Raw genomic sequence first — 26765 nt, 5'->3', positions numbered from 1 at the left:
GTGGCGATTACGCCAGCCGGTCTAGCGCCCATTGCGCAAGGATAGCTGCACCGTTTGGCAATGCGTCTTCGTCGAGATCGAACTTTGAGTGATGAAGCGGGTAGACAGCATTTTTTTGCTCGTTGCGTACGCCTAATCTGAAAAATACTCCGGGAATTTCGTTCGCATAAAAAGAAAAGTCCTCCCCGCCCATCGAAGGTTTTACGATCGCAAACCGATCATCGCCTAATGTTTTTTCCACAGCGGCTTTTACTGTTGGAACAAGTGCTGAATCATTCACTAAAGCAGGGTAAAAATAATTATATTCAAGCGAATAGGTTGCACCAAACGCATCTGTCATACCTTTGACTAAACGCTCCATTTTTTCCTCGATCTGATAGCGCACATCATTATCAAGCGTTCGAACGGTGCCTCCCATTTTCACACGAGGTGCGATAGCGTTGTCTGCAGTACCGCCATGAATTTGACCAATTGTCATCACAGTCGGTGCAAGTGGATCGATTTCTCGACTGATTAATTGCTGTAATGCACTTACAACCTCGGCAGCAATCGTGATGGAATCCTTCGCTTTATGCGGGTGTGCGGCGTGCCCACCTTCACCAATGATCTCAAGCTTAAAAAAATCCGCTGCAGCGCATACTTCTTTTTCTGCGCACGTAACTTGCCCAGTAGGAACATCCGGATTCACATGCAACCCCGCAATTTCTTTCACATCAGGATTTTGTAAAACCCCATGCTTAATTAACGCTTCTGCTCCGAACAACCCTTCTTCGGCGGGCTGAAAAATTAATTTAATTGATCCCCGTTCTGGCGGGTTAGCCATTAATAGTTTCGCAGCACCGAGCAGCATGGTGGTATGACCGTCATGACCGCATAAGTGTGCTATTCCCTCGTTAGTAGATTTGTACTCTACATCTTTTTCATCCGGGATTGGCAGGGCATCCATATCAGCACGGAGAGCAACAGTCTCCCCTGTCGCTTTGCCGTGAAGCAGTGCGACTACACCGGTCTTCGCTACTTGTTCGACATCTTCATATCCCATTTCACGCAGCTTCTCCATTACAAATGCAGAAGTTTTATGTTCTTCAAATCCTAGCTCCGGATGCTGGTGCATCGTTCTTCTCCATTCTGTTAATTGACTGGAAAATTGTTTAGCTTCATCTAATAAATGCATATTTATCACTCCAAAGTAGTCCATATATTTTTATAAATCACAGAATTATATTACAATAGATAGCAATTATCATAGTATTTCATAAACAGGATACCTGAGCAATTTCTTTTCTTTTTTTTCTTAAGGGGGCACGTAATGTTTTCAAAAATAAAATCCAACAATCGAATCGCTATACATATTAGCCTCATCATTATTGGAATTACCATGCCGCTCTGGCTTGGGGTTGAGGAAGCAGGACTTGCCTATTTAATGGATCAGCTTCGCAATGACCCGAGCGGGAATACACTTATGCTGACTGCGTTCGTGCTGGTTATGTTGAATACAGTCCGTGCTCTCCCCCACTATATAGGTGCACTATTACTTGGCGATGAACTTGGTTACCGTTTTAATAAACCTATCTTAAAAGTAATCGTTCCAGTGATCATTATTCCGCTAGTTTATTTGATCATCAATATGTACAACCCACTAAACTATCACTTCGGTGGGCCAGCTTTAATTTTGCTAGTATCCATTACGCTGCTCCATATACTTGGCAAAGGTCGTCTGCGTCCTGTTTTAAAATCATTTGTTTTGGCACAAATTTTATTTGGGATTCAGTGGCTCGATACAGTAACTTTACTGTCTGCTTATGATTTTGGCGGTGGGCCAATCTCAAGTGAACTGAAGTCAATCGCATTAACAATAGATTATGGGTATACACTGTCGATTTACAGCGTCACACTTTGCAGTATTTTCGTCGTAAATGCGATTGTGCTTGCTGTTTACTTAACAGTATCCGAGCAGAAATGGCGAATTAGCCGGGATCTGGACATTGCCCGCGGTGAAATGATCGAGTCACGAAATGGACGTGAAGCACTGCACCTGGTTCATGATTTGAAAACACCGCTCTCACTAATCGACGGGCTAAACTCGTTGATTCGCTTGAAAACGAAGAATAAAGAAATTGAAGCGTACTCCGACAATATTGCCGATGCAATCCAGTCTACCAGTGACATGGTGTCTGAAATTTTATATGTGGAGAAAAAGAATTGGTGTTCGCTGAAAAGCCTGATTGAGTATGTTCGCGCCAATAAACTTGCCGACAAATCCATTTCGTATACATTTCAGCTCGAAGCGGACGAAAATATCGAACTTTATATAAACAAAATCCGCGTTACCCGCGCAATCGTAAACCTTATTGATAACGCTGGAGATTCCATTCAGGAACAAGAACACGGAAAAGTGACTGTTTTAACTAAGATGGTTGATCGAGAATTATGGCTAGGGGTAAAGGATAATGGTATTGGTATAAGTACAAATCTATTAAAAAAAATCTATCAGCCTGGCTTTAGCACAAAATCACATCCCGGAGTTGGGCTGACGTTTGTGAAAACTGTTGCTAATGACCATCATGCAAAGCTTGAGATCGATACGGTGTACAAAAAAGGAACGACGTTTTGGATTAAATTACCTGAGGAGACACTGCGCTATGAAGATATTAATCATTGATGACGACAAATCCCTCCGCTACATGCTGGGCGAAATCTGCAAATATGCTGGCTGGGATTTTATAACCGCTGAAAACGGCAAACGAGGTTTGGATGTATTTCAACGCGAGAAACCAGATCTTCTGTTAATCGATTACCACATGCCGGAAATGGATGGATACGAAACACTAATCGAAATTCGCAAACTTAATCATCAGATTCCCGTAATCATTCTAACTGTCGATGAACGACAGGAAATTGCTAATCAGTTCCTGGAACAGGGAGCGACAGATTTTGCGTTAAAACCAGTCAAAGCACCGGACATCATCGCCCGGATTCAATTGCACATCCGCCTTGCTAATATGCAGGACACACACCATAACCAGGATGACGTTTTTACAACAAAAGGAATCAGTAAAAAAACATTGAATCATATAGCAGATTACATGCAATCGACTGCTTCACCTGCTTCTGTAGATCAAATCGCTAAAGAAGTCGGCCTAGCCTATCCAACTGTTTACCGGTACGTCATGCATCTGCTTGAAATCGGTAAGGCAAAACAAATAACAAGCTACCAACGGATCGGACGACCGAAGATGCTTTATGAATGGTATACAAACTAGTGGAGTGATCGAGCGTTGATGCCCGACACTCTTTTTTTCTTTTTTTTCTGTAGGTTCATCGGTTGTTTTTCCTTATACTGTGAAATAAGTATTTAGACAAATCTAACTATTATTCACTGGGGAGGACACGACGATGGATCACTTTGGAATTTGGTCTTTACTGCCATCAGTAGTCGCGCTTACACTCGCGATCATCTCGAAACGAGTAGTTCCGTCACTTATGGCGGGAATTTTAATCGGAACTATCATGGTAGATGCAAGAGTTAATGGAATCATACATTCACTTGTATTTTCGATTGTTAATTTATTTGGAGCAATAGCTGGCCATCCAGCGAATCCAGATGAAAACGTCTATGGAATGGGACTCGTAAAAGATTCCGGACGAGCAGAACTGTTAATTATCGTATTATTGCTCGGTGCCTTTATTGGCGTGTTAAACAAGTCAGGCGGCGCTTATGCATTTGGTCAGTGGCTTGCCGGCAAGGTAAAGTCAAAAGAAGGTGCACAGGTTTCTACCGCAGCAATGGGAAGCATGTTATTTACAAGTGCCTATTTCAGTTCGCTTGCCACAGGTACTGTTTTCCGACCCATTTATGATAAAATGCGAATCTCACGTGCCAAGCTGGCATTCTTTCTTGATTCAACTTCGTCACCAATTAACGTAATTGTTCCCATCTCAGGTTGGGTTGCGTTTATGGGAGCGTTAATGGTTGATAATATTCCAGGGGTAGATGACCCGATTACTGGACTTGCACAAACCATCCCATACAATTTCTATAATATTGTCATCCTCATCATGGTTTTCCTTTTTGCATCAGGAAAGCTGAAAGACTTTGGACCAATGAAAAAAGCCGAGCAGCACGCTCAAAATCTTAACGAAACAACGCGTGAAGAAGTTGCTGCCACAACCGGCGCTCAAGAACCAGTAGCGGAGCAAGAAGGTTTAAAAAATGGAAAAGTATCAGACATGTTGCTGCCTCTTGGTATTTCTGTCATCGTTCTCGTAGTTTTAGGATTGTGGAGTTATACACTTCCTTATTTCACTGAATTACCAGCTCTTCCATTCGGTGGTAATATGATGCTGATCATCAGCTTTTCCGTTGGAATAATCATTGCTTTCGTTAAATATGTACGAAGTAAGCTAATGACAGCAAAGGAATTTTCGAACGAATTATTTGAAGGAAGTAAAAGCGTTATCCTGGGCGGTGTTATCATAATCCTAGCAGTAACGCTTGGTGACGTGATGCGCGCAGCCGCACCTGAAGGAACTGGTGCAGCCATCTTTATTGGTGAAGCTGCAGCTGGCGTGATCCCATCTGCGATCATCCCATTAGCCGTGTTCGCCATTTCAGCGTTCGTTTCCTTCTCCATGGGAACGTCATTCGGTACATGGGCAATCATGATGCCAATCTCGGTATCACTCATGCTCGCAGTAGGCGGAGACCCAATTCTGGCTGCAGCAGCAGTACTATCTGGTGGAGCATTCGGTGACCATACATCACCAATATCCGATACGAGTTTAATGTCCTCTATCGGAGCCGGAAGCGATCATATGGAGCATATTAACACGCAGCTGCCATATGCGTTGGTAGCGGCAGGAATAGCTGGAGTGATGTTTTTGGTTGCAGGGTTTGTATTTTAAATAGGAAAAAACCTTCTGAAATTAAAATTATTTCAGAAGGTTTTTTTGTTGAATTTATTAAATTTAGTTTAGCTTATAATAGAAACAATACTTAATATTTACTATCTAATAGACGATAATTAACATAGTATACATTATTATTTGGTACAATAAAAGTACAATCTATCAAACTACTTACAACGAAAAGAAGGTTATAGACATGAATATTTTTAGAAATAAAACGATATTAGTAACTGGCGGAACTGGTTCATTTGGACAGAAATTTATTAAAAAAATATTATCCTATGATGTTAAGAAAGTTATCGTTTTCAGCCGGGATGAATTAAAACAATATGAAATGGCGCAGGAGTTCACGGATAGTCGTATGCGTTTCTTTATTGGCGATGTCCGTGATAAAGACCGTTTATATAGAGCTTTTGATGGTGTTGACTTTGTTGTGCACGCTGCTGCTTTAAAGCACGTCGGGGCTTGTGAATATAATCCATTTGAAGCAGTAAAAACCAATATTAATGGCGCACAAAATATTGTAGAAGCAGCCATTGATAGAGGTGTTACAAAAGTAATCGCATTAAGTACTGATAAGGCAGCTAGTCCTATCAACTTATACGGTGCGACTAAATTAGCTTCAGATAAACTTTTTGTCGCAGCAAACTCGTATGCCGGAGATAAAGATACCTCTTTCGCAGTGGTAAGGTATGGAAATGTGGTTGGTAGCCGTGGAAGCGTCGTTCCCTTCTTTGAGAAAGAAAAAGAAACAGGCACGATTCCTATTACGGATGAACGCATGACTCGTTTTTGGATTACGTTGGATAAGGGAGTTCAATTCGTTATCGATAACTTTGACAGAATGCACGGCGGGGAAATATTTATTCCTAAAATTCCTAGCATGAAAGTCACTGATTTAGCGGAAGCAATTGCACCTAATTGTAAAATTAAATTTGTGGGGATTAGACCGGGTGAAAAGTTGCACGAAGCTATGATTACCGAGGATGATGCTCGGCGAACAATAGATATGGGTGACTACTATGTGATCCAGCCAGAATTTTCTTGGTGGAAAGATGAGTATGCGAATGGTGGCAAGAGCCTGGAAGATGGATTTAGTTATGTAAGTGATATCAATGAGGATTGGCTATCCGTGAATGATTTACGTGAACTGGTTAACACAGGCAAAGGTGTAAATTAATATGCCGAATTTCATCCCCTACGGTCGTCAGGCAATTGATGAGGACGATATTCAGGCAGTGGTAGACGTGCTAAGAAGTGATTATTTAACAACTGGACCTGCCGTGAGTAAATTTGAAGAAAAAGTCGCTTCCTACGTAGGTTCCAATTATGCGGTCGCATTCTCTAATGGCACCGCTGCATTACACGGTGCAGTCTTTGCAGCAGGTGTTCAAGAAGGTGATGAAGTAATCACGACGCCGATGACCTTTGCTGCTAGTGCAAATTGTGTTTTATACCAAGGTGGTACTCCTGTTTTTGCGGATATCGATCAGCGTACCTATAATATTGATCCAAATGAAATCTTTAAAAAAATCACATCGAAAACAAAAGCGATTATTCCTGTCGATTTTACTGGCCAACCAGCTGATTTGGATGCGATTATGAAACTTGCTAAAGAACACAATTTAATCGTTATCGAAGATGCTGCACATGCGATTGGTGCAACGTATAAGGAATTCAAGGTTGGTTCTATTGCTGATATGACTATGTTTAGCTTCCACCCTGTAAAACATATTACAACTGGTGAAGGTGGAATAATCACGACAAATGACAAAGATTTGTATGAAAAATTGCGTCAGTTTCGTTCACATGGCATTACGCGAGATAGCGCTTTATTACATGAAAACCATGGCCCATGGTACTATGAAATGCAATTTTTAGGTTATAACTATCGAATGACAGATATACAGGCAGCATTAGGATCTAGTCAGGTTGAGAAACTAAACAGTTTTGTAGAAAGACGCAGGCAAATTGTTGATCAATATACGAAAGCATTTGGTTCATTAGAGGAAATAATTACCCCCTTTCAAGACGAAGACGGTAATTCAAGTTGGCATTTATATATAGTTCAGTTAAGAACCGAACTATTATCTATTAACCGCAAACAGTTTTTTGAAGCATTACAACAAGCAAATATTGGCGTAAACGTTCATTATATACCGGTTCATCTACAACCCTATTATCAGGAACTCGGATATAAAAAGGGTGACTTTTTAAATGCAGAAAATTTATATGAAAAGATTATCACGTTACCACTATTTCCTGTGATGACCGATGATGACGTTCAGTATGTAATTGATACCATTGAAAATCTAGTTAAAAAACACCAACTGAAGTAGGTGAGCATATGAAGATTGTAGCAATTATTCAGGCACGAATGGGATCGACCAGACTTCCAGGAAAAATACTGAAAAAAGTATTAGATAAACCATTGCTGGAATACCAAATTGAACGGGTGAAACGAGCAAAATTAGTTGATGAAATTGTGATTGCGACTACTACTAATGAATCTGAGCAACCGATCATTGATTTCTGTGAAAGACATTCAATCTCGTATTATCGTGGCTCAGAAGACGATGTTTTATCGAGGTACTACGAAGCCGCTAAGAAAATCAACGCAGAGGCAATCGTGCGTTTAACGTCGGACTGTCCTATTATTGACCCTGCGGTAATTGATAAAATTGTTATGCACTATTCCAATAATTATCCTTCGTATGATTATATATCCAATACTATCAATCGAACATATCCGCGGGGATACGATACAGAAATTATGTCGTTTGAAGCACTGGAACATGCATATCAGCATGCAACATCCAAAAGCGAAAAAGAACATGTTACACCGTATATTTATCAAAACGCTTCTGTATTTACAGTAGACCAAGCATTGCATGAAAGAGATGATAGTAATTATCGTTTTACAGTTGATACACATGAAGACTTTAGATTAATAGAAAAAATACTAACAACGCTATATCCGTTGAAACCCGCATTTGAGCATGAAGATATCATGGAACTTTTGCAGGAAAACAAGGACTGGGTACAAATTAATGCAGCTATAAACCAGAAAAAGGTCTAAAGGAATTGGTAAAATGATGGAGTATAATAGTTATTTGCGTCCTGTAGCCTATACCGATTTAGAGCTAATTTATACATGGAGAAATCAGGAAGAAATACGCAGTCTCATGTTTCAACGTGATCCAATTGATTGGAGTACCCATGTAAATTGGTTTTCGTTCTTACAAAAGGACGAACATAATGTGATTAAACTATTTGTTGAAGATAATGAGCCACGAGGTGTGGTCCAGGTAAATAACATCAATCGAAATGACCAAACTGCAGAATGGGGATTCTATATTGGGGATCAATATAAAAAAGGATTAGGTACATTATTGGCCTATCATGCATTACATTTTATATTTCAAGAGCTACAGATTAGAAAGCTAACAGCCCAGGTGTTAAGTACGAATCCCAAATCGATCAACTTTCATTCTAAAATTGGTTTTGAACAAGAAGGAATACTGCGAAAACAAATAAAGAGAGACAAACAATTTATTGACGTTCACCTATTTGCTCAATTTGAGCATGATTGGGAACGGAATAAATTAAAATTAATGGAGGGTTACAACCATGTCTAATGATATACGCATACAGGACTTATTAATCGGTCCAAGCCATAAACCTTTCATCATTGCCGAAATGTCAGGTAACCATAACCAGTCCTTAGAAAAAGCGTTAGAAATTGTAGAAGCTGCTGCCAAAACTGGTGCAGATGCAATAAAAATTCAAACCTATACTGCAGACACCCTAACACTTAATGCCAAAACTGACGACTTTATAATAACTGACCCTGGCAGTTTGTGGAATGGAGAATCGTTATACGATTTATATAGTAAAGCATATACACCTTGGGAGTGGCACGAACCGATATTTACCAGGGCGAGAGAATTAGGGTTAATTCCATTCAGTACACCATTTGATGATACATCAGTCGACTTCTTAGAAAAATTAGATGTACCTTTTTATAAAATTGCATCTTTTGAAAATAACGATATTCCACTGATAGAAAAAGTAGCATCCACTGGTAAACCGATGATTATATCGACTGGAATGGCTACGGTAGCAGAGCTTGATGAGACAGTTCGAGCAGCTAGAGCAGCCGGCTGTAATGATATTGTCCTTTTAAAGTGTACAAGCACGTACCCAGCAACACCGGAAAATACAAATATCTCTACCATCCCGCATCTAAAAGAACTTTTTAAAACGCAAGTGGGGTTATCTGATCACACACTGGGTACAGGTGTAGCAGTAGCAAGCGTTGCACTAGGAGCGACGGTCATTGAAAAACATTTCGTTCTTGATCGCTCAGAAGGTGGCGTGGATGCAGCATTCTCCATGGAGCCACACGAAATGAGAGCACTTGTTGAGGAAACAGAAAGAGCTTGGAAAGCCATTGGATCCGTAACGTATGGACCAACTAAAGCAGAAGAGAAATCGCTGCAATTCAGACGCTCTATTTATGCTGCAAAAGATATTAATAAAGGTGACACTTTTACGCCTGAGAATATTCGCGTCGTCAGACCAGGGTTTGGTATGAGTCCGAAATATTACAAGAATTTATTGGGTGAAACAGCGACAAAGAATTTTACGTTCGGTGAACCTATAAATCTATACTAATTAAAAAAGCACAAATGAGTTTTAACCTTCATTTGTGCTTTTATTTGTTCTAATGGTATTAATCCACTCTAATACTCTTGTTTTCCCCTTCCCATCTACAATTTTTTTAGCCTTTTTCCCTACATTTGCATCCATATGGAGAAAGGATACTACCTGCTGTTTAATATCTTCTTCTCTGATAGTGTCGTGTGTACCCAAATAATAATCAATTCCTAATTTCCCTACATTTTCACAAAGTTCAATTTGGTTATATGCAACGGCTGTTAATATTGCTGGTGTTCCTACACAATACCGTTCCCATGTTGTACTACCACCGGCACAGATAGCGAAGTCAGCTTTCTGCATTAACTGAGCCATGTAATTAATATTGTAATGGAAGTTGATATTCTTATCTTTACATAGATTTTTTATTTCATCTTTAAGGAAGTTCGATGGTCCAACAACCACATGTACATGAATATCAAATTTGTTTACAGCGTTTATTGCTTTAATAGTCTCATTGGTGGGGTCACTTCCACCATAAAAAATTATAGCAGTTTTTGGTGTGTTTCCACTCTTTTCTACATCATGAAGTTCACTAAATTCGTCTCTAAGCAGTGAATATTTAGGACCTATCAACTGCTTACAATCGTTAGGAACCAAATTAGTATACCGCTCATATTGATTTTGAAAATAATTCTGGTCCAATAAGATATCGCAATCGTGTTCGCGGTCAGCGAGATCATCGATGACCATTATATTAGGAATAAATTTCCTTATTTTTTTATGCCAAGTTTTGCCAATAGCGTAATGATCAATTACTATCCAATCAAATTTTAAGTGTTGTTTTTTTAATTCTTGTACTGTTTCTGATAAATCTTCATCCTCCGAGGTACCTAACCAATTGGTGTGGAAGAATTCACTTTCAATAGATTGCGTGTTATCTCTTACATTTACCAATTTTAAGACATCATAACCTTTTTCTTTAATTAATTCACTTAAGTGTCCGATGTGGTTCCTGCAAATAAATGTTACTTGGTCTCCACGGTTTTTTAACGAATCCGCAATAGTTAAGCATCGCATAATATGCCCAGAACCTATTTCATTCGAAGCATCCACTCTAAAACACACATTCATAATTCTGAAATCTCCTAAGTAAGACTAATTTTCCATAAATAGATGAGTTTGCAACAGTTCTTTTAACTCTTTATGACCGTATTTACACTGAACTATAAAACGTGAAAATAATTCCGCTAGTTCTGCTCCCCTCGCAATTGGATCTCTCACTTCAGTTATTCGTTTTATTTCATTACCTATCCATTCTACATGAACACGAATATAGAAAGATAAGAATTTTGAGTAATAGCTGTTTTGATTTAAACTGGTATACAATTCATCAAATAAAGAAAAAGAGTTCTCGATTTGTATTTTGTTCTTCATCTTTGAATTTGTAGAAATAACTTCTAGCAATTCCTCGAATTTATTTATCAACTCTTCATATTTAATTATACTTTGTTCTAAGTTCCTCAATTGCAAAGTGAAATCATTAATTTTGTATGAATTATTATTGTTCCACCAAATCTCTTTTTCAATTGGTACAGTTAAGACATCTTTCACTACATCTTCGATAGCACGAAACGGCACTCCATTGATTTTCGCTCCGCCTTTAGTAGTGTTTATTAAAGTTTTATCTTTATATAGTTTTGCAAAGTATTCGATATTCTCTCGCATACTATTGAAGCTAATACTGGTTTTTATATCGTTCCCGTAAACATCTTTTGTCTTAATAGCATTTTCCAATTGTTTTTTATCTACCGTGGATCGAATATTTTCATATTCAATACCTTTTGCATACAGCTGGTCATATAAATAACCCAAGTTTTGGCCAGCAAAAATAATTGGGTCTGCTCCTAATTTATTTAACACCTGGAAAGTCATAACTGCTATTGAAGGAGAATCCATTATATAATCATGTTCCACATTTAATTGTTTGTTTAAAAGAAATGACGACGTTCTATCCTGTGTTGTAATAAAGTGCGCTTTTGGACCATTATATTTCGTTATTGTTTCATGTCCTACACTTGATCCAAAAATCATTGGAATATGATTAATTTTACTATCCATCATTTTTTTATAAACTTCATGATTTAATCCCCCTGGATCATAAGTACAAACTGCATCAGGTAAAACATCATATTCTATCATACTGTTAATAGCTGAACCAACTGCAAATATGTTAGCTAGCTTATTTTCCTTTATAAACCGAATGGATTCCATGTCCTCAGCTAGTGATGGACCTGCTGAAACGATAAGTGCAGGTTTATTATTAAACTGCATATGGTCAATATCTTTTATTATATTAGGTGTATTCAGAACTTCTTTAAAATTTATAATACTATTTTTCACCCATAACTTTTGAAAATGTATATTAGTATGAACATTAGAACGTCTGCCTTGAACCGTTTTTCTAACACTTTCACTGAATTCATTTATCTTATTTTTTATTATGTTTTCGTAGCCAGGAAGTATAATAATTTGAATGTTTTCATTACGTTTTTTAAATTCATTCAAGTAATTAATCGAATCATTTATGTACCCATCAATATAAAGTTGGCTAGTCTGATTAGTTACTATTGGATTTAGCTTTCTATTTTGTGCCAGCGCTAAAAATATCTCTGGAATTGGTTCATACAACGAGTAGCTATTATTCGGAAATAATTTATTGAATTCTTCAATATGATATCCCATACCAATTCCATAGAAAAAAACATGGGTATACTCATCTATTTTATCTTTGTAGGATGTTATAATCCTATTTGCTTCCCGAATTGGATCATATTTACTATGCACCATTATTTCTTTATTTTCCTCAGTTTGGTAACTTAGCGTTTTTTGTCCTGATTTAGAATCTAGTATATTTAATTTATCCAGCTTAATTTCTTTTTCATTTTCCGAATAATATTTGCGAATCTGAGGAAAACGTTTCCGTAAAAAAAGAATATTTTCAATTAACATTTTTCAAGTACTCCCTATCTTTAAGTGCTTCAGCTAATTGATTTTCTAATGACTGGAATGCTGGAGTAATTTCATAAGCAAGGATATCAGAAATTAGTATAGTATCCTTTATTTCTACTGCCTCCATTAACTTAGAAAAGCTTTCTTCACAAGTAAGAATATGCTTTTCAATTTCAGTCCAATGGGCAGGTTGAGAGTGCGCTGAGCTTGTTACCTCTTTAAATTGTAAAATCCATTGCATCGCTTCAGCTAATTGATCAATACCCTCCCAAGTACTTTTTGAGAAACTTTGATAACTATTATTTATTAAATCTTCTAAAGCAGGCATAGCCCCAACCAAATATTCATGAATGGACTTCATCGTATTCCAAATCATTTCTTTCATATCACTGATAATTATTTCCGTCTCTGTAATTTCATTTTTATGTAATTTCAAATATTCTTCATGGTTTTCATATACTTCAACGCCATTTACTACTAAATGGCTAAACACTGTATCTTTGCTCTCAAGAGCCTCATTGATTTTTTCTATAACTGTAGGAATGATTGAATCACTATTTAAATTATATTGCTCATTATTGTATTTTAATAACATATTAGTCCTCCGTAAGTTGGGTCATATTATTATTATCGGTTTCTATCTATTAAATTTCAAGTGGCAGAAAAACTGAATTTTTATTCCAAATAAAAACGCGTTCCCATTAAGGAACGCGTTTCTATTATTATTTATTAACGTAGAAGTTGTAAAACTCCTTGTGGTTGCTGATTAGCTTGCGCTAACATAGCTTGTGCTGCTTGCGTAAGGATGTTGTTTTTCGTAAAGTTCATCATTTCTTTAGCCATATCAACGTCTCTGATACGTGATTCAGCAGCTGTTAAGTTCTCTGCAGAAGTTCCTAAGTTATTGATTGTGTGATCTAAACGGTTTTGGTAAGCACCAAGCTTAGCACGCTCAGAAGACACATCATCAATAGCAGTTTGGATAGTTGTAATAGCAGCATTTGCACCAGATTGACCTGAAATACTTATACCACTAAGACCTAGACCTGAAGCAGACATACTGTTAATGTCCAAACTAATACTTTGACCTGAATTAGCTCCAATATGGAAAGTTACTGCGCCGGAACCAGTTAAGTCGCCATTTAAAAGTTTTTTAGTGTTGAACTCTGTATTATCAGCAATTCTTGTGATTTCTTCTGATAACTGAGCTACTTCCTTTTGCATTTCTGCACGGTCTGCGTCAGTATTTGTATCGTTGGCACTTTGAACAGCCAATTCACGCATACGTTGAAGGATTGAATGAGTTTCGTTCAAAGCTCCCTCAGCAGTTTGAATTAATGAAATTCCGTCTTGTGCATTCTTGCTAGCCATTTCTAATCCGCGAACTTGTCCACGCATTTTCTCTGAAATTGCAAGACCTGCTGCATCGTCTCCAGCTTTGTTGATACGTAGACCAGAAGATAATTTTTCTAACGAGTTTGCTGTTGAACTTTGGTTACTTTTCAACTGGTTGTACGTGTTTAAAGCTGCGATATTGTGATTAATTTTCATTTTTCCTTACCTCCATGTAAGTATAATTTTTTGCGAGTCACATCCTTATGTCTCGCATCTATAACAACTCTTATTTAGAGTTATTAACAAAGTCATCATGCAGTTCTCCTCGGAGAACCTTGTAATCTTGTGGAGCAGTCACTCGTAATCGCATGTAATCTTCTGGCTTATTGCGATCGCCTTTGACGACCTCAATTTCTATTTCGCTGCCATTCGGATCAATGATATAGAGTTTCTCTCCGGGCTTTCTCCCTAACGTTAAGGCCAAGCTACTCATCCTCCCTGATGATGTACTACTTATATCGGCACCGTTTTAGAATGTTTAACTATTTTTTGAAAAATATTTTATTATAATAAAAAACAAGCCTACATTCGCGCAGTAGACTTGTTTTTATACTAATGCCGTTCCTTTCTCCATACAGAAAACTCATATGCTTCTATACTCGTCTTTCCCTGCAGCAGGCAACCAATTGGGCTAACAGACGGGGAGTGGTTGCTTATCCGTTTTTCCCATCTCCCCTGAGCTGGCATTTCAACACTGACTGCTTCTCCAGTAGGATTAACCAGAACAACAAAGTCCTCCCGCTCCCCTACTAACATGTAGCTTAAAATCGGATCCGGGGATGATACAATGTGCAGGCGCTGTTCAATCTCACTTGCTGAATCCAATCGGAACAGTCTATGTTGTTTGCGAAGCGTGATTAAACTGCGGATCCATTGAACATTACTATCTTCTCTTCCCCTCTCCTCCCAGTCAATCTGATTAATAGAATCACCAGAAATATAACTATTCTCATCGCCTTTTTTTGTCCGGTAAAATTCCTGCCCAGCATGGAGAAAAGGAATTCCCTGGCTGAGAATGGTTAACCCTGTAGCAATCTGGTGCATCCGTTTTCGAACATGTTCAGGTGTATCTGAATTGGAGAGTATCAATTTATCCCAAAGTGTGTGATTATCATGGCATTCCACGTAATTCACCGATTGAAATGGATTGGAAAAAATTCTACCATCAAATTTTCCGTCGGATGAACCCGCTACAAGCTGCGGTAATCGCTCCACAAAATGGCCATTTCCATTGGCATATCCACTGTCCTCAGCATGAAAAAGATTTCCTTTTAGCGAATCTCTGAATCTATCATTAAAGAAACTAATCTCCTTTAACTGATCGGACTGAAAGATGGTAGCCTTGTTTTCTGAAGAAAGCGCAGTGTTGAGTTCCCAACCTTCCCCTAACAGCAGAATCGGTCTTTCTTCTTTTAAACACCTGTTATTGATTTGCTGCATTGTCTCGATATCCATCGCACCCATTAGATCAAATCGAAATCCATCAACCTGGTACTCTGTGATCCAGTAATCCAAGCAATCTAGGATAAATTTACGTACCATTTTCCGTTCGGTTGCTAAATCATTTCCTGTGCCAGTACCGTTACTTAAAGTTCCATCTTCCTGATAACGAAAATAGTAACCTGGCACCAATTTTTCAAAAGCCGAGTCCTCATGTTTAAAGACATGGTTATAAACGACATCCAGAATTACCGATATTCCTTCTTCATGAAATGCTTGTATCATTTGTTTGCACTCATTTACGCGAGCAGTGGGATCTGTGACATCTGTCGCATAACTTCCCTCAGGTACAAAGTAGAATAGAGGATCATAGCCCCAGTTATAGCCATTTTCCGGGTATAATTCATCAACACGGGCGAAGTCCTGAAGAGGCAGCAGTTGCACATGCGTACAACCCAGTTCCTTCATATAAGTTAGCCCTGTCGAATAACCGGAACTTGTCTTCGTATTTCTTTCCGTTAAACCAAGAAATTTTCCTTTGTGTGTAACGCCACTTTCTATTGAACTGGTGGCGTCACGAATATGAAGTTCATAGATAATTGCATCCTGCTTAGGAACTTTTGGATAATTCACTGCAAGAAATCCACTTGGATCGGTTTCTTTAAGATCCAGTACAACACTCCGTCCACTATTGGCCGTCATACTTTTCCCAAATGGGTCATTAACCTGTTGTTCCCTTCCATTTACAGTTACCAAAAAATGATAGCTGGCATTGTTCCAATCACCTAACGCAACGGTTTGCCATACACCGTTTGGCTTTCGCTGCATGGTAATTTCCAGATCCTGCAGCACCAGAATCATTTTTGTGGCAGTAGGAGCCCATATCGAGAAGGATGTTTTCTCTTTTGAATAAACATATCCAAACGTTTCATCACTCGCGTCGTAGGTCTGATCAAACCAAGGTGTACGCACGACTTCACGTGGATAAACAGGTATTCTATTATCGCTCCATTGAAGGAAAGCCTCTTTACCAAGTGATAGGGTCTCATTCAAACTTATTATTGCAATTTCATTGTTTACTATTTCAATAGAATGAACTTTAACAGTCTGATCTTCCATACTAATAGTAGGAGTTGCTTCCTTTAACCCCTCAAGCCCATTATGTTCTAAAGTTATTCTATTTTTATCATCCAGCCAGGCAACGGAGTTTTTCATTAATAGTTCCTCATTTCTTTATGACTTAAAAATTTTCTTAATCTATCGTATAACTATTCAACTTTCACAGACTGAAATTAGAAGGTACTTCTGAAAAATATAAGCTCGTAATCTATTATTGTAGTTGACACAAGAGATCTATTAACCACAATGTAACTTTAGATTTATTTTTTACGTTTATAGCCGCCGTCCAGGATCGTTGCAGGCGGATGCTTTCCGCGGGCACGGCTTCAGTCTCCTCGAGAAGAACGCTCTGCGGGGCCTTCAGACTCGTGCTGTTCCCGCAGGAGTCACCGCCCTCCACTCACCAGGACTGGTAAAGCTATTTACCGTAAGGATGCTTTATTATTTCTTTTAACTAAGCATTCTGAAATAGACACAGCTATCGAGTATGCACTTTACAAATCCGTGCCTTCCATCTCTCTTGTCTAGAGATTGGAGCGGATGGCCGTCGACTCCTGCGGGAGGAAAGGCATAGGTGAGACCCCTGAGTGCAAAGCACGAGGTGGCTCACCAGCCGCCCGCGGAAAGCGACTGCCATCCGTGGAAATCTCGTTGCTGTTACGTGGAAGCTATATCGATCATGTCAAAGATTACATCAATTACGATTAAAAGTACTACAAATTATTAAATTCATTATAATTATCTATGTGTCTAATTAATATTCCCAATATTGTTCACTTTCAGTCCTGTTCATGGTATGATAGTTTCATAATATTATAAAGAACTCATTCAAAAGCACGGGACATATTACCTTTCACTTATCCTAACAGATGATGTGAACGTAACGTCCTTTTATTTTTAAAGTAAATAGTCGCAATATTCCAGCAAAACATGTCGAGAATACGCTAAAGGGAGATTTTTATGTCGAATCAGGTTGCAGATCAAGATGTTTTTTTATTCCATCAGGGAACCAATTATCACAGCTACCAGTTTCTCGGCTGTCATCACCGTAAATTCGGGAATCAGCAAGGTCTATCCTTTGCAGTATGGGCTCCTCATGCGACGTTGGTTGAAGTCGCAGGCGATTTTAATAATTGGAGCGGCGCGAATTTCCAGCTGGAACGTATGAATGATGCAGGATTATGGACAGGATTCTTCACTGAAATCCCGACCAATGCTGCGTACAAATACAGAATTACCGCAGCAGATGGTGCTGTTTTTTTAAAAGCCGACCCGTATGCGTTTCAGGCTGAACTCCGCCCAAGCACCGCTTCTGTCACTCCTGCTCCTGATAAGTATATGTGGGATGATGCGAAATGGGAAGCGAATAAGAAAACGTACCAGCCGCACAGCGAGCCTATTCTTATTTACGAAGTGCATGTCGGTTCGTGGAAGCTGAAGGAAGATGGGACGTACTTTACATACAGGGAACTGGCAGGAGAATTAATTCCGTATGTAAAAGAGCTTGGCTACACGCACATTGAACTGCTGCCTATTGCTGAGCATCCCTTCGATTTATCGTGGGGGTATCAGATAACCGGCTATTTTGCACCGACTAGCCGTTATGGAAAGCCGGATGATTTTAAGTATTTTGTCGATCAATGCCATCAAAACGGGCTCGGCGTTATTATGGACTGGGTTCCTGGTCATTTCTGCAAGGATGAGCAAGGACTTCGCCGTTTCGACGGGGAAGCATTGTATGAATACAAAGATCCGGACAAAGCAGAGAAGCGTTCGTGGGGCACACTTACATTCGACTTCGGCCGACCGGAAGTGCAGAGTTTTCTCGTTTCCAATGCAGTCTATTGGCTTGAAGAGTTTCACATTGATGGGCTTCGGGTTGATGCTGTTGCCAGTATGACGTCATTAAATTTCGACCGCGGGGATGATGAGGTAAAGCTTACGAACGGCATGGGCGGAGATGAAAATCTGGAGGCACTTGCTTTTTTGAAAAAATTAAACGAAGTTGTTTTCGAATATTTTCCATCTGCTTTAATGATGGCTGAAGACAGCTCTGACCTTCAAGGTGTCAGCAGACCAACCAATCTCGGCGGTCTTGGATTTAATTTCAAATGGGATATGGGCTGGATGAATGACTTGCTTACCTACATGGAATATGATCCGGTTTATCGAAAATGGCATCATAACCTTCTTACCTTCTCGTTTATGTACACGTACAATGAAAATTTTGTATTACCCCTATCGCATGATGAAGTTGTTCATGGGAAAAAATCACTATTAAATAAAATGCCAGGTGATCAATGGCAGCAATTTGCTAATCTTCGTTTGCTTCATGGCTATATGATGGTCCATCCAGGTAAAAAGCTACTATTTATGGGCGGAGAGTTTGGTCAATATATTGAATGGCGTGACCAGCATGAATTAGACTGGCTGCTATTTGATTATCCGATGCATCAAAAGTTATTTAATTATGTAAAGGAGTTAAATCATTTTTACCGAGCTCATTCCTCCCTTTACGAACTCGACCATGAAACGAAAGGTTTTCAATGGATCGATGCAGATAATAAGGAACAAAGCGTACTTGCTTTTGTACGGAAAAGTTCAACAGATGATCTGCTGATACTCTGTAATTTTACCCCGCATGTGCACTACGACTATAAAGTAGGTGTTGCAGTGCCAGGTGAGTACCAGGAAGTATTTAATTCAGATGCAGGAGACTACGGTGGTTCCGGTCAGATAAATGCAGGGACTCACTTCAGTCTCCCTGATGAATGGCATGGTCAACAACAGCATATACAAGTAAAGGTGCCCCCACTCGCAATTTGTATCTTTAAACGATTGCCTAGTAAATCAATTGAAGGAGGAAATTGAATGAAAAAAGAGTGCGTAACGATGCTGCTGGCAGGTGGAGTTGGCAAACGGCTAGGTTCCTTAACACAAAATTTAGCGAAGCCTGCAGTACTGTTTGGCGGCAGATACCGGATTATTGATTTTGCCTTAAGCAACTGTCTCAATTCCCATATGCACACGGTTGGTGTTTTGACACAGTACCTGCCGCTTGAGCTGCATAAACATATCGGCGTTGGTAAACCGTGGGATTTGGACCGCATGGAAGACGGCCTCACGATATTGTCGCCGTTTACGGAAAATACTGGCGGCAGCTGGTATTCAGGTACAGCAGATGCAATTAATAAAAATAAAAACTTTGTTGACCGTTATGACCCAGAGTACTTAATCGTTATTTCCGGTGACCATATCTATCATATGGATTACGACGAATTGTTAAATCATCATAAGGAAAAACAGGCAGATGTCACGATCTCCGTGGTTGAGGTTCCGTGGAAAGAAACCTCCCGCTTCGGAATTCTTAATACGACTGACAACCTGCGAATCTATGAGTTTGAAGAAAAACCCGCGGAGGCAAAAAGTAATCTGGCATCCATGGGCATTTATATTTTTGACTGGAAGGTGCTGAAGGGCTACCTGGCAGAGGATGCCAAACAAGCAGACTCAAGCCATGACTTCGGTAAAGATATTTTACCAGCAATGATTGCTGATGATCGTAAACTGTATGCCTACCGCTTCAATGGGTACTGGAAAGATGTTGGGACGATCGGAAGCTACTGGGAAGCGCATATGGATCTGTTACAAGAGGATCTGTCGCTCTCATTAAACAACAACGAATGGAAAACGTATTCGCATGATTCCAATTTCGGACCGCAGCTGATTGAAAAAGATGCTGTTGTAGAACATTCACTGGTGAACAATGGATGTATTGTTTCTGGAAGCCTTGACCATTCCATTTTATTTGAAAATGTCGAAGTTGGCGAAGGGGCGGTAGTTAAGGAATCCATTCTGCACCCTGGCGTTAAGGTCGGTATTGGTGCATATCTGGAGCGAGTAATTGTACAGGAAGATGTAATCATTCCAGATCACGCGAGAATTGTAGCTGATCCAAACGAAGAACCAATTGTATTATCGAGCAGCGATATGGAAGCAATTCATAGGTAAGATAACAATACCAACGATATGGGGGTTTCTAGATGGAAACGATGATGGGATTAATAAACTTAGAGCATGAACATGATTTTTTAAACGAACTGACTTATTTCAGATGTGGAGCTGCGGTGCCATTTGGCGGGCGCTATCGATTAATCGATTTCACGTTATCCAACATGGCGAAATCAGAAATTGGCGAAGTTGCCATTTTCACCAGAAGCAAGTATCGTTCCCTGATGGATCATCTCGGATCAGGATCAGACTGGGACTTAGACAGGAGACATGGCGGATTATTTATTCTGCCACCTGACTGGAATGACCCTGCCGATATTTCCAAAGGCGATTTAAGTTATTTCCACAACAATCGTGACTATTTTGAACGAGGTAAGTCGGATTATGTGCTGATTAGCGGCAGCCAGTTTATCTCCAACACTGTCTATAATGACTTGTTCCAGCATCACCTGGATACGGAGGCAGATGTCACCTTGCTGACCACTACGTATAACAAGATACTGCCCGAACATGATGCGCGCATTAAGGTGAATGCTGATGCAGACAGTTCGGTCCTCTCACTCACCAACAACACGAAAAATCCGCACGTATTCTCAGGTGTGTATATCATTCGTAAATCACTGCTGATGGAGCTGGTCGACGATTGTATAGCGAATTATAAGGATAATTTTTTCATGGACGGGGTAAAAGCAAATCTCGATAAGCTGAACGTCAATCATTATCATTACGATGGGTACAGCTGCATTATCAACTCGGTTGACAGTTATTTCAGGCAAAATATGGCGTTGCTTGAACCTGATTCGTATAAAGAACTTTTTTCAAAAAGCGAGCACGTCCTGACCAAGGTTGGTAATCAGGCACCAGCTAAATACAGCGGTCAGTCCAAAGTGAGCCGTTCACTTGTCGCGACTGGGTGCACGATTAAAGGTGAAGTTGACAACAGTATCTTGTTTCGTGGTGTAGACGTTAGTGAAGGTGCTGTTGTGAAAAATTCCATCATCATGCAGCGCTGTACGATTGAACCCGGAGCACACGTGGAGAATGTAATTTTAGATAAAGATGTGACGATTACAAAAGATCAAGTGTTAATGGGAGCAAAAGAACAGCCATTTGTTATTGCCAAAAGAAGAAAAATATAAGAGGCTGTTCAAAAAGTCCGGTAAAAATGACACATCGAATTTCTTCGTTAGCTTGCTTTTCGGTCCTTTTTATCCTCCTTTTTGAACACGCCCTATAAGGAGCGAATGTTGCATGGGAAAAAAAGTGTTATTTGTCGCGTCAGAATGCAGTCCATTTGTAAAAACCGGGGGCCTTGCAGATGTAGTAGGCTCACTGCCACAAGTGCTGAATAAAAATGAAAATACCGATGTACGCGTCATTCTCCCTCTATACCAGGAAGTAATTGCTAATTGGTATAACAAGCTGGAATGGGTTGCAGCGGTTGATGTCCGGGTCGGCTGGCGTAATCAAGAAGCAAGTATTTATCAATTAAAGCACAATGGGGTTCATTACTATTTCATTGAAAACGAGTATTATTTCACCCGAAAAGGTGTTTATGGCTACTACGACGATGGCGAACGATTTGTCTTTTTCAGTCAGGCGGTAATCGAAGCCTTAACGATACTTGATTTTAAACCAGACATTTTGCATGGCCACGACTGGCAGGCAGGCTTGGCAGTTGCATTTGCCAAAATAGCCAGCCCAGTTAAAGACATGAAAGCAGTGTTTACCATCCACAATATTAAATACCAAGGAATCATTCCAAAAGACGCATATAACGAGCTGTTCAATATTCCGCCTGAACATATCGGGGGGCTTGAATGGAACGGGCTGCTTAACTGTATGAAAAGCGGGATATTCCATGCAGATAAAATCACGACGGTAAGCCCTACCTATGCGGAGGAAATTAAAACGCCTTATTATGGGGAAGGACTGCATCCACTTTTCGCGGAGCGGGATAATGATTTAGTTGGAATCATCAATGGTGTCGATGTAGATGATTATAATCCAATGACCGATCCGCATATTGTCGCAAACTATAAACATTCACGCGTAAAGAAAAAGGAAAACAAAGAAAGCGTTCAAGAAAAGCTTGGTTTGCCGGTAGATGGAGAGAAACCTTTATACGTTATGATTACCCGCTTAGTGGAACAAAAAGGATTCCATTTAGTACAGACGATTCTTGACGAGTTTTTACAGAAAGATGTCCAATTTGTTGTGTTAGGCACTGGTGACTCAGAATTTGAGAGCTTTTGCTACCATGCAGAAGTACGGAATAAAGGGAAACTGGTATCGTACGTAGGCTTCGATGAGGCTCTGGCTAGACAGCTGTACGCAGCGAGTGATTTTTTTGTCATGCCTTCCCTGTTCGAGCCATGCGGGCTGTCACAGCTGATCGCGCTTCAATACAAATCCGTACCAATCGTGCGGGAAACTGGCGGCCTGAAAGATACCGTCATCCCTTTTGACGAAGTAGATGGCTCTGGTAATGGATTCAGTTTCGCGAACTATAATGCGCATGAATTACTGCACGTTTTAAACTATTCATTAACCGTTTATCATGACCCAGAACGGTGGGCGGCACTGCTGAAAAATGTAAACAAAAGTAACTTCAGCTGGAAGGAATCCGCGAAAGATTATTATGATTTATACGAGACGCTTCATGATTCGCATAGTAGTGTTTTGTAAAAAACGAATAAGAAAATCCGGGCATTCGCCTCATCTTTCATAGCTGATGCCAAAGTTTTTGCTCTAGACTTTTATACTCAATTTTCGGTGGTTCTCCCTGAATTTTGAATAATCCGGCAATACATTTTCATAGTGACATAAAATTTCTACACTTCGAAGTAACTTTATTTCCGAGAAATGTTCTTAAGCTGCCGTCCAGGATCGCTGCGGGCGGACGCTTTCCGCGGGCACGGCTTCAGTCTCCTTGCCCCGGCAAGGGGTATGCCAACGTTGTCCGCAAAGGACGGGTTTAGTTGGCCATCATTATTTATTCTGCGGGGCCTTCAGACTCGTGCTGTTCCCGCAGGAGTCACCGCCCTTCGCTCACCTGGACTTGTAAAGCTATTTATGTCTTTGTTTCTTCTGTAAACAATTGCATTCTGAAAGAGATATAGCTATCAAGTGTGGATCTTATAAATCCGTGACATCAAACTCTAATCTAGAGATTGGAGCGGATGGCAGTCGACTCCTGCGGGATGAAAGGCATAGGTGAGACCCCGGAGTGCGACAGCACGAGGAGGCTCACCAACCGCCCGCGGAAAGCGACTGCCATCTGCGGAAATCTCGTTGCTGATACGTCGCCGTTTTTTTTGGCTAAGATGTTACTGCGCAGTTTACATCTTCTGCGACGTGTCGAGTAACATATTTTAAGTCTACTGAAACTAAAATTTTTTATCTGTGAAAATTGAATGACAAAAAAAGCGTATGCGCCTTTGACAGACTCAGGCAAGTTTAAGACGAATCTCTTAGTGATGGTTTGTGTACGTATTGAGATCTGCCTTAAAACCTTAGGCGGGCTAGGCGCTGAAGCTAGAACGAGACATGCAGAAAGAGGAGTTGAATTGCGTTGACGAACTGGACTACTGATACGTTTGAGCAAGCAATCATTCGTGAACTAGAAACAACCTATGACAAAGCAATTAATGATGCCTCAACTAACGATATATATTATGTCGTCAGCGCCTTGATGAATCAAGAGATTACCGACAGCTGGAGTAAAACGAACGAAAGCTACAAACGTAAACAGCCTAAACAAATCTATTATTTATCGATGGAATTTTTGATTGGCAGCTTACTGCAAAGTAATCTTCTTAACACTGGTATGAAGGAAATTTGTGAGCAGACCCTAACGAAACTCGGCTTTGATCCAGCAGAAGTTTACCGGGAAGAACACGACCCGGGACTAGGCAATGGCGGTTTAGGCAGACTAGCAGCCTGCTTCCTGGATTCCATGGCCTCCCTTCGCTACCCTGGTCATGGATATGGGATTCGTTATCGGTATGGAATGTTTGAACAGCGCTTCATTAACGGCTACCAGACCGAACTTCCAGATTACTGGTTAAAAAATCCTTATCCTTGGGAAACGAAAAAAGCGGATGAAGCGATCAAGATTGAATTCGGCGGAACTGTACATATGCTTAAACGAAATGATGGAACGCTTGAATGTAAATATGAAAATACGAATACGGTAAATGCCGTGCCGTATGACGTGCCGGTGGTTGGCTATGATAATCAGGTGGTAAACACGTTACGTCTTTGGAGCGCTGAAGCAATTGCGACAGCTGATCCATTAAAAGGGAATGAAAGCGACTATTACAAGCAGCTTGAAGATAACCACTTGATTGAACAAATTTCCGGCATTCTTTATCCAGATGATTCAAGCGAAGAAGGCAAGCGGCTGCGAATCAAGCAGCAATATTTTCTCGTTGCGGCAAGTCTGCATAAAATTATCCAGGATTATAAAACAAATACGCGCAAGCCTTTGTCCCATCTTCCGAACAAGGTTGTCATTCAAATTAATGATACACACCCAAGTCTTGCTATCCCTGAATTGATGCGGATATTAATGGATGAGGAAGGTTTTGGCTGGGATAACGCGTGGAATGTCACCACAAAGGTTTTCGCGTATACCAATCATACGATTATGAGTGAAGCACTTGAAAAATGGCCAATCGATATGATCAAATCGCTAGTCCCTCGCCTCTATATGATTATCGATGAAATTAACGAACGGTTTTGTCAGGGTATTTGGTTCGATCACCCAGAACTGCGCGACAAAATTCACGAGATGGCTGTTATTGCGGATGGGCAGGTGCACATGGCTCGCCTTGCGATTGTAGGGAGCTTCAGTGTGAACGGCGTAGCAAAGCTGCACACGGAAATTTTGAAAACACAGGAAATGAAAGATTTCTATTCGTTGTATCCGAATCGATTTAACAATAAAACCAACGGAATCACGCATCGTCGTTGGCTTTTAATGGCGAATCCACGGCTTTCCAATTTAATTACCGATACAATCGGGCCAAACTGGGTGAAACGACCAAGAGAGCTTACCCACCTGCTTCGTTATGTGAATGATCGGCCGTTGTTAGATAAACTCGGAGAAATAAAACTTGCAAACAAGCGCAAACTAGCAGAATACATTCATAAATCGACTGGAATACTCGTCGATGATCAATCGATTTTCGATGTGCAGATCAAACGACTGCACGAATATAAGCGGCAGTTGCTCAATATATTCCATGTAATCTACCTGTACAATGAGCTAAAGGAAAATCCTAATCTGGAGATTGTACCGCGAACGTTTATTTTCGGAGCAAAAGCAGCTCCCAGCTATTATTTTGCAAAAGAAGTTATTAAGCTGATTAATACGGTGGCATCGATTGTTAACTATGACACTTCGATAAAAAATAAACTAAAAGTTGTCTTCTTGGAAAACTATAATGTGAGTTTAGCTGAAAAAATCATCCCTGCTGCAGACTTGAGCGAACAAATCTCAACTGCAGGTAAAGAAGCGTCAGGTACTGGTAACATGAAGATGATGATGAATGGCGCGTTAACAATTGGAACGCTTGACGGGGCAAATATTGAGATTAAGAACTTAGTTGGTGATCCAAATATCTTTATCTTTGGGTTACGTGCTGAGGAAGTATACGATTTCTATCAGAATGGCACGTATGCGGCAAACGAATTCTATCAGAACGATGAAAGACTTAATCAAATCCTAAACCAGTTAAGAGATGGGATAACTGGTCATCAGAAAATAGAATTCGAGGATATTTATTACCATATTCTTTCCACAAATGATCCGTACTTTATACTTAAGGATTTTGATGCGTACGCAGAAACACAGCAGCTGGTCGATCAGGCATATCGCCACAGTCGAAAATGGCTTTCGAAGAGTCTGGTCAACATTGCTCATTCCGGAAAGTTTTCAAGTGATCGAACGATTCAGGAGTATGCGAGTGGGATATGGAAGATTGAGAAGCAGTGATTTTAGTTTGAGTGAAGTTTTTTATGAATCTATAGCATAATCCGATCGATCAGTTTGATCTCGTTCGGATTATTTGCTGTGTGAAAATATTTATCTTCGCTCCGCTTCGTCAAAATACTGCACCCGGTACTAATATCCCCCACCTATAGACTCGTTTCTACAATATGTCCCAAGTTTTTTGTGACTTATGTAATATAGCTTCTCTGGTAGAGTACCAATA

Annotated in this window: 20 protein-coding genes; 13 read left to right on the top strand and 7 right to left on the bottom strand. The window is 40.0% G+C overall.

The window, feature by feature from the left end:
• Positions 1-7 precede the first annotated feature (7 nt).
• Positions 8-1174: a M20 metallopeptidase family protein gene (locus VBD025_RS07660; RefSeq protein ID WP_430790885.1), complete on the bottom strand. Its 1167-nt coding sequence runs from the start codon at positions 1172-1174 to the stop codon at positions 8-10.
• 135 nt (positions 1175-1309) lie between these two features.
• Between VBD025_RS07660 and VBD025_RS07655 the strand changes: the two genes are divergently transcribed.
• The 8 genes from VBD025_RS07655 (at position 1310) to pseI (ending at position 9585) form a co-directional block, all read left to right on the top strand.
• On the top strand, positions 1310-2662 hold the full coding sequence (locus VBD025_RS07655) for a sensor histidine kinase (RefSeq protein WP_430790883.1): 1353 nt from the start codon (positions 1310-1312) through the stop codon (positions 2660-2662).
• The gene (locus VBD025_RS07650) at positions 2643-3263 is read left to right on the top strand and encodes a response regulator (protein WP_430790881.1); all 621 of its coding nucleotides are present in this window, start codon (positions 2643-2645) and stop codon (positions 3261-3263) included. The genes VBD025_RS07655 and VBD025_RS07650 overlap by 20 nt, the downstream gene beginning before the upstream one ends.
• Before the next feature lie 133 nt (positions 3264-3396).
• Entirely contained in the window at positions 3397-4905 is a 1509-nt protein-coding gene (locus VBD025_RS07645) for a Na+/H+ antiporter NhaC family protein (RefSeq protein WP_430790879.1), read from the top strand.
• Positions 4906-5104: 199 nt separating this feature from the next.
• On the top strand, positions 5105-6088 hold the full coding sequence (pseB, locus tag VBD025_RS07640; protein WP_430790877.1) for a UDP-N-acetylglucosamine 4,6-dehydratase (inverting): 984 nt from the start codon (positions 5105-5107) through the stop codon (positions 6086-6088).
• 1 nt (position 6089) lies between these two features.
• Positions 6090-7247: a UDP-4-amino-4,6-dideoxy-N-acetyl-beta-L-altrosamine transaminase gene (gene pseC / locus VBD025_RS07635; RefSeq protein WP_430790875.1), complete on the top strand. Its 1158-nt coding sequence runs from the start codon at positions 6090-6092 to the stop codon at positions 7245-7247.
• A gap of 8 nt (positions 7248-7255) precedes the next feature.
• On the top strand, positions 7256-7987 hold the full coding sequence (locus VBD025_RS07630; RefSeq protein ID WP_430790873.1) for a cytidylyltransferase domain-containing protein: 732 nt from the start codon (positions 7256-7258) through the stop codon (positions 7985-7987).
• Positions 7988-8000: 13 nt separating this feature from the next.
• Entirely contained in the window at positions 8001-8546 is a 546-nt protein-coding gene (pseH, locus tag VBD025_RS07625) for a UDP-4-amino-4,6-dideoxy-N-acetyl-beta-L-altrosamine N-acetyltransferase (protein WP_430790871.1), read from the top strand.
• On the top strand, positions 8539-9585 hold the full coding sequence (gene pseI, locus VBD025_RS07620) for a pseudaminic acid synthase (protein ID WP_430790869.1): 1047 nt from the start codon (positions 8539-8541) through the stop codon (positions 9583-9585). The genes pseH and pseI overlap by 8 nt, the downstream gene beginning before the upstream one ends.
• Positions 9586-9606: 21 nt before the next feature.
• Here pseI and pseG read toward each other — a convergent pair whose 3' ends face one another.
• The 6 genes from pseG to pulA form a co-directional block, all read right to left on the bottom strand.
• On the bottom strand, positions 9607-10701 hold the full coding sequence (pseG, locus tag VBD025_RS07615; protein WP_430790867.1) for a UDP-2,4-diacetamido-2,4,6-trideoxy-beta-L-altropyranose hydrolase: 1095 nt from the start codon (positions 10699-10701) through the stop codon (positions 9607-9609).
• Positions 10702-10725: 24 nt separating this feature from the next.
• Complete coding sequence (locus VBD025_RS07610) at positions 10726-12579, bottom strand: motility associated factor glycosyltransferase family protein (protein ID WP_430790865.1); 1854 nt, start codon at positions 12577-12579, stop codon at positions 10726-10728.
• Positions 12569-13174: a hypothetical protein gene (locus tag VBD025_RS07605; protein WP_430790863.1), complete on the bottom strand. Its 606-nt coding sequence runs from the start codon at positions 13172-13174 to the stop codon at positions 12569-12571. The genes VBD025_RS07610 and VBD025_RS07605 overlap by 11 nt, the downstream gene beginning before the upstream one ends.
• Before the next feature lie 134 nt (positions 13175-13308).
• Complete coding sequence (locus VBD025_RS07600; RefSeq protein ID WP_430790861.1) at positions 13309-14130, bottom strand: flagellin; 822 nt, start codon at positions 14128-14130, stop codon at positions 13309-13311.
• 70 nt (positions 14131-14200) lie between these two features.
• Positions 14201-14398, bottom strand: coding sequence for a carbon storage regulator (locus VBD025_RS07595; RefSeq protein WP_430790859.1), 198 nt, complete (start codon positions 14396-14398; stop codon positions 14201-14203).
• Positions 14399-14526: 128 nt separating this feature from the next.
• Positions 14527-16629, bottom strand: a complete 2103-nt coding sequence (gene pulA, locus VBD025_RS07590; protein WP_430790857.1) for a type I pullulanase — start codon at positions 16627-16629, stop codon at positions 14527-14529.
• A gap of 864 nt (positions 16630-17493) precedes the next feature.
• Between pulA and glgB the strand changes: the two genes are divergently transcribed.
• From glgB to VBD025_RS07565, 5 genes are all read left to right on the top strand, one after another.
• The gene (gene glgB / locus VBD025_RS07585) at positions 17494-19404 is read left to right on the top strand and encodes a 1,4-alpha-glucan branching protein GlgB (protein ID WP_430790855.1); all 1911 of its coding nucleotides are present in this window, start codon (positions 17494-17496) and stop codon (positions 19402-19404) included.
• The gene (locus tag VBD025_RS07580; RefSeq protein ID WP_430790853.1) at positions 19405-20544 is read left to right on the top strand and encodes a glucose-1-phosphate adenylyltransferase; all 1140 of its coding nucleotides are present in this window, start codon (positions 19405-19407) and stop codon (positions 20542-20544) included.
• Between the two features lie 32 nt (positions 20545-20576).
• Entirely contained in the window at positions 20577-21683 is a 1107-nt protein-coding gene (gene glgD, locus VBD025_RS07575) for a glucose-1-phosphate adenylyltransferase subunit GlgD (RefSeq protein ID WP_430790851.1), read from the top strand.
• A 112-nt stretch (positions 21684-21795) separates the two neighbouring features.
• The gene (locus tag VBD025_RS07570) at positions 21796-23232 is read left to right on the top strand and encodes a glycogen synthase (protein ID WP_430790849.1); all 1437 of its coding nucleotides are present in this window, start codon (positions 21796-21798) and stop codon (positions 23230-23232) included.
• A gap of 886 nt (positions 23233-24118) precedes the next feature.
• The gene (locus VBD025_RS07565) at positions 24119-26545 is read left to right on the top strand and encodes a glycogen/starch/alpha-glucan phosphorylase (protein ID WP_430790847.1); all 2427 of its coding nucleotides are present in this window, start codon (positions 24119-24121) and stop codon (positions 26543-26545) included.
• Positions 26546-26765 lie beyond the last annotated feature (220 nt).

Origin of the sequence: Virgibacillus flavescens (genome assembly GCF_050574275.1) — a bacterium.
GTDB lineage: Bacteria > Bacillota > Bacilli > Bacillales > Amphibacillaceae > Virgibacillus_F > Virgibacillus_F flavescens.
Note: the sequence above shows the minus strand (reverse complement) of the source record. Positions and strands in the feature narration are given on the sequence as shown.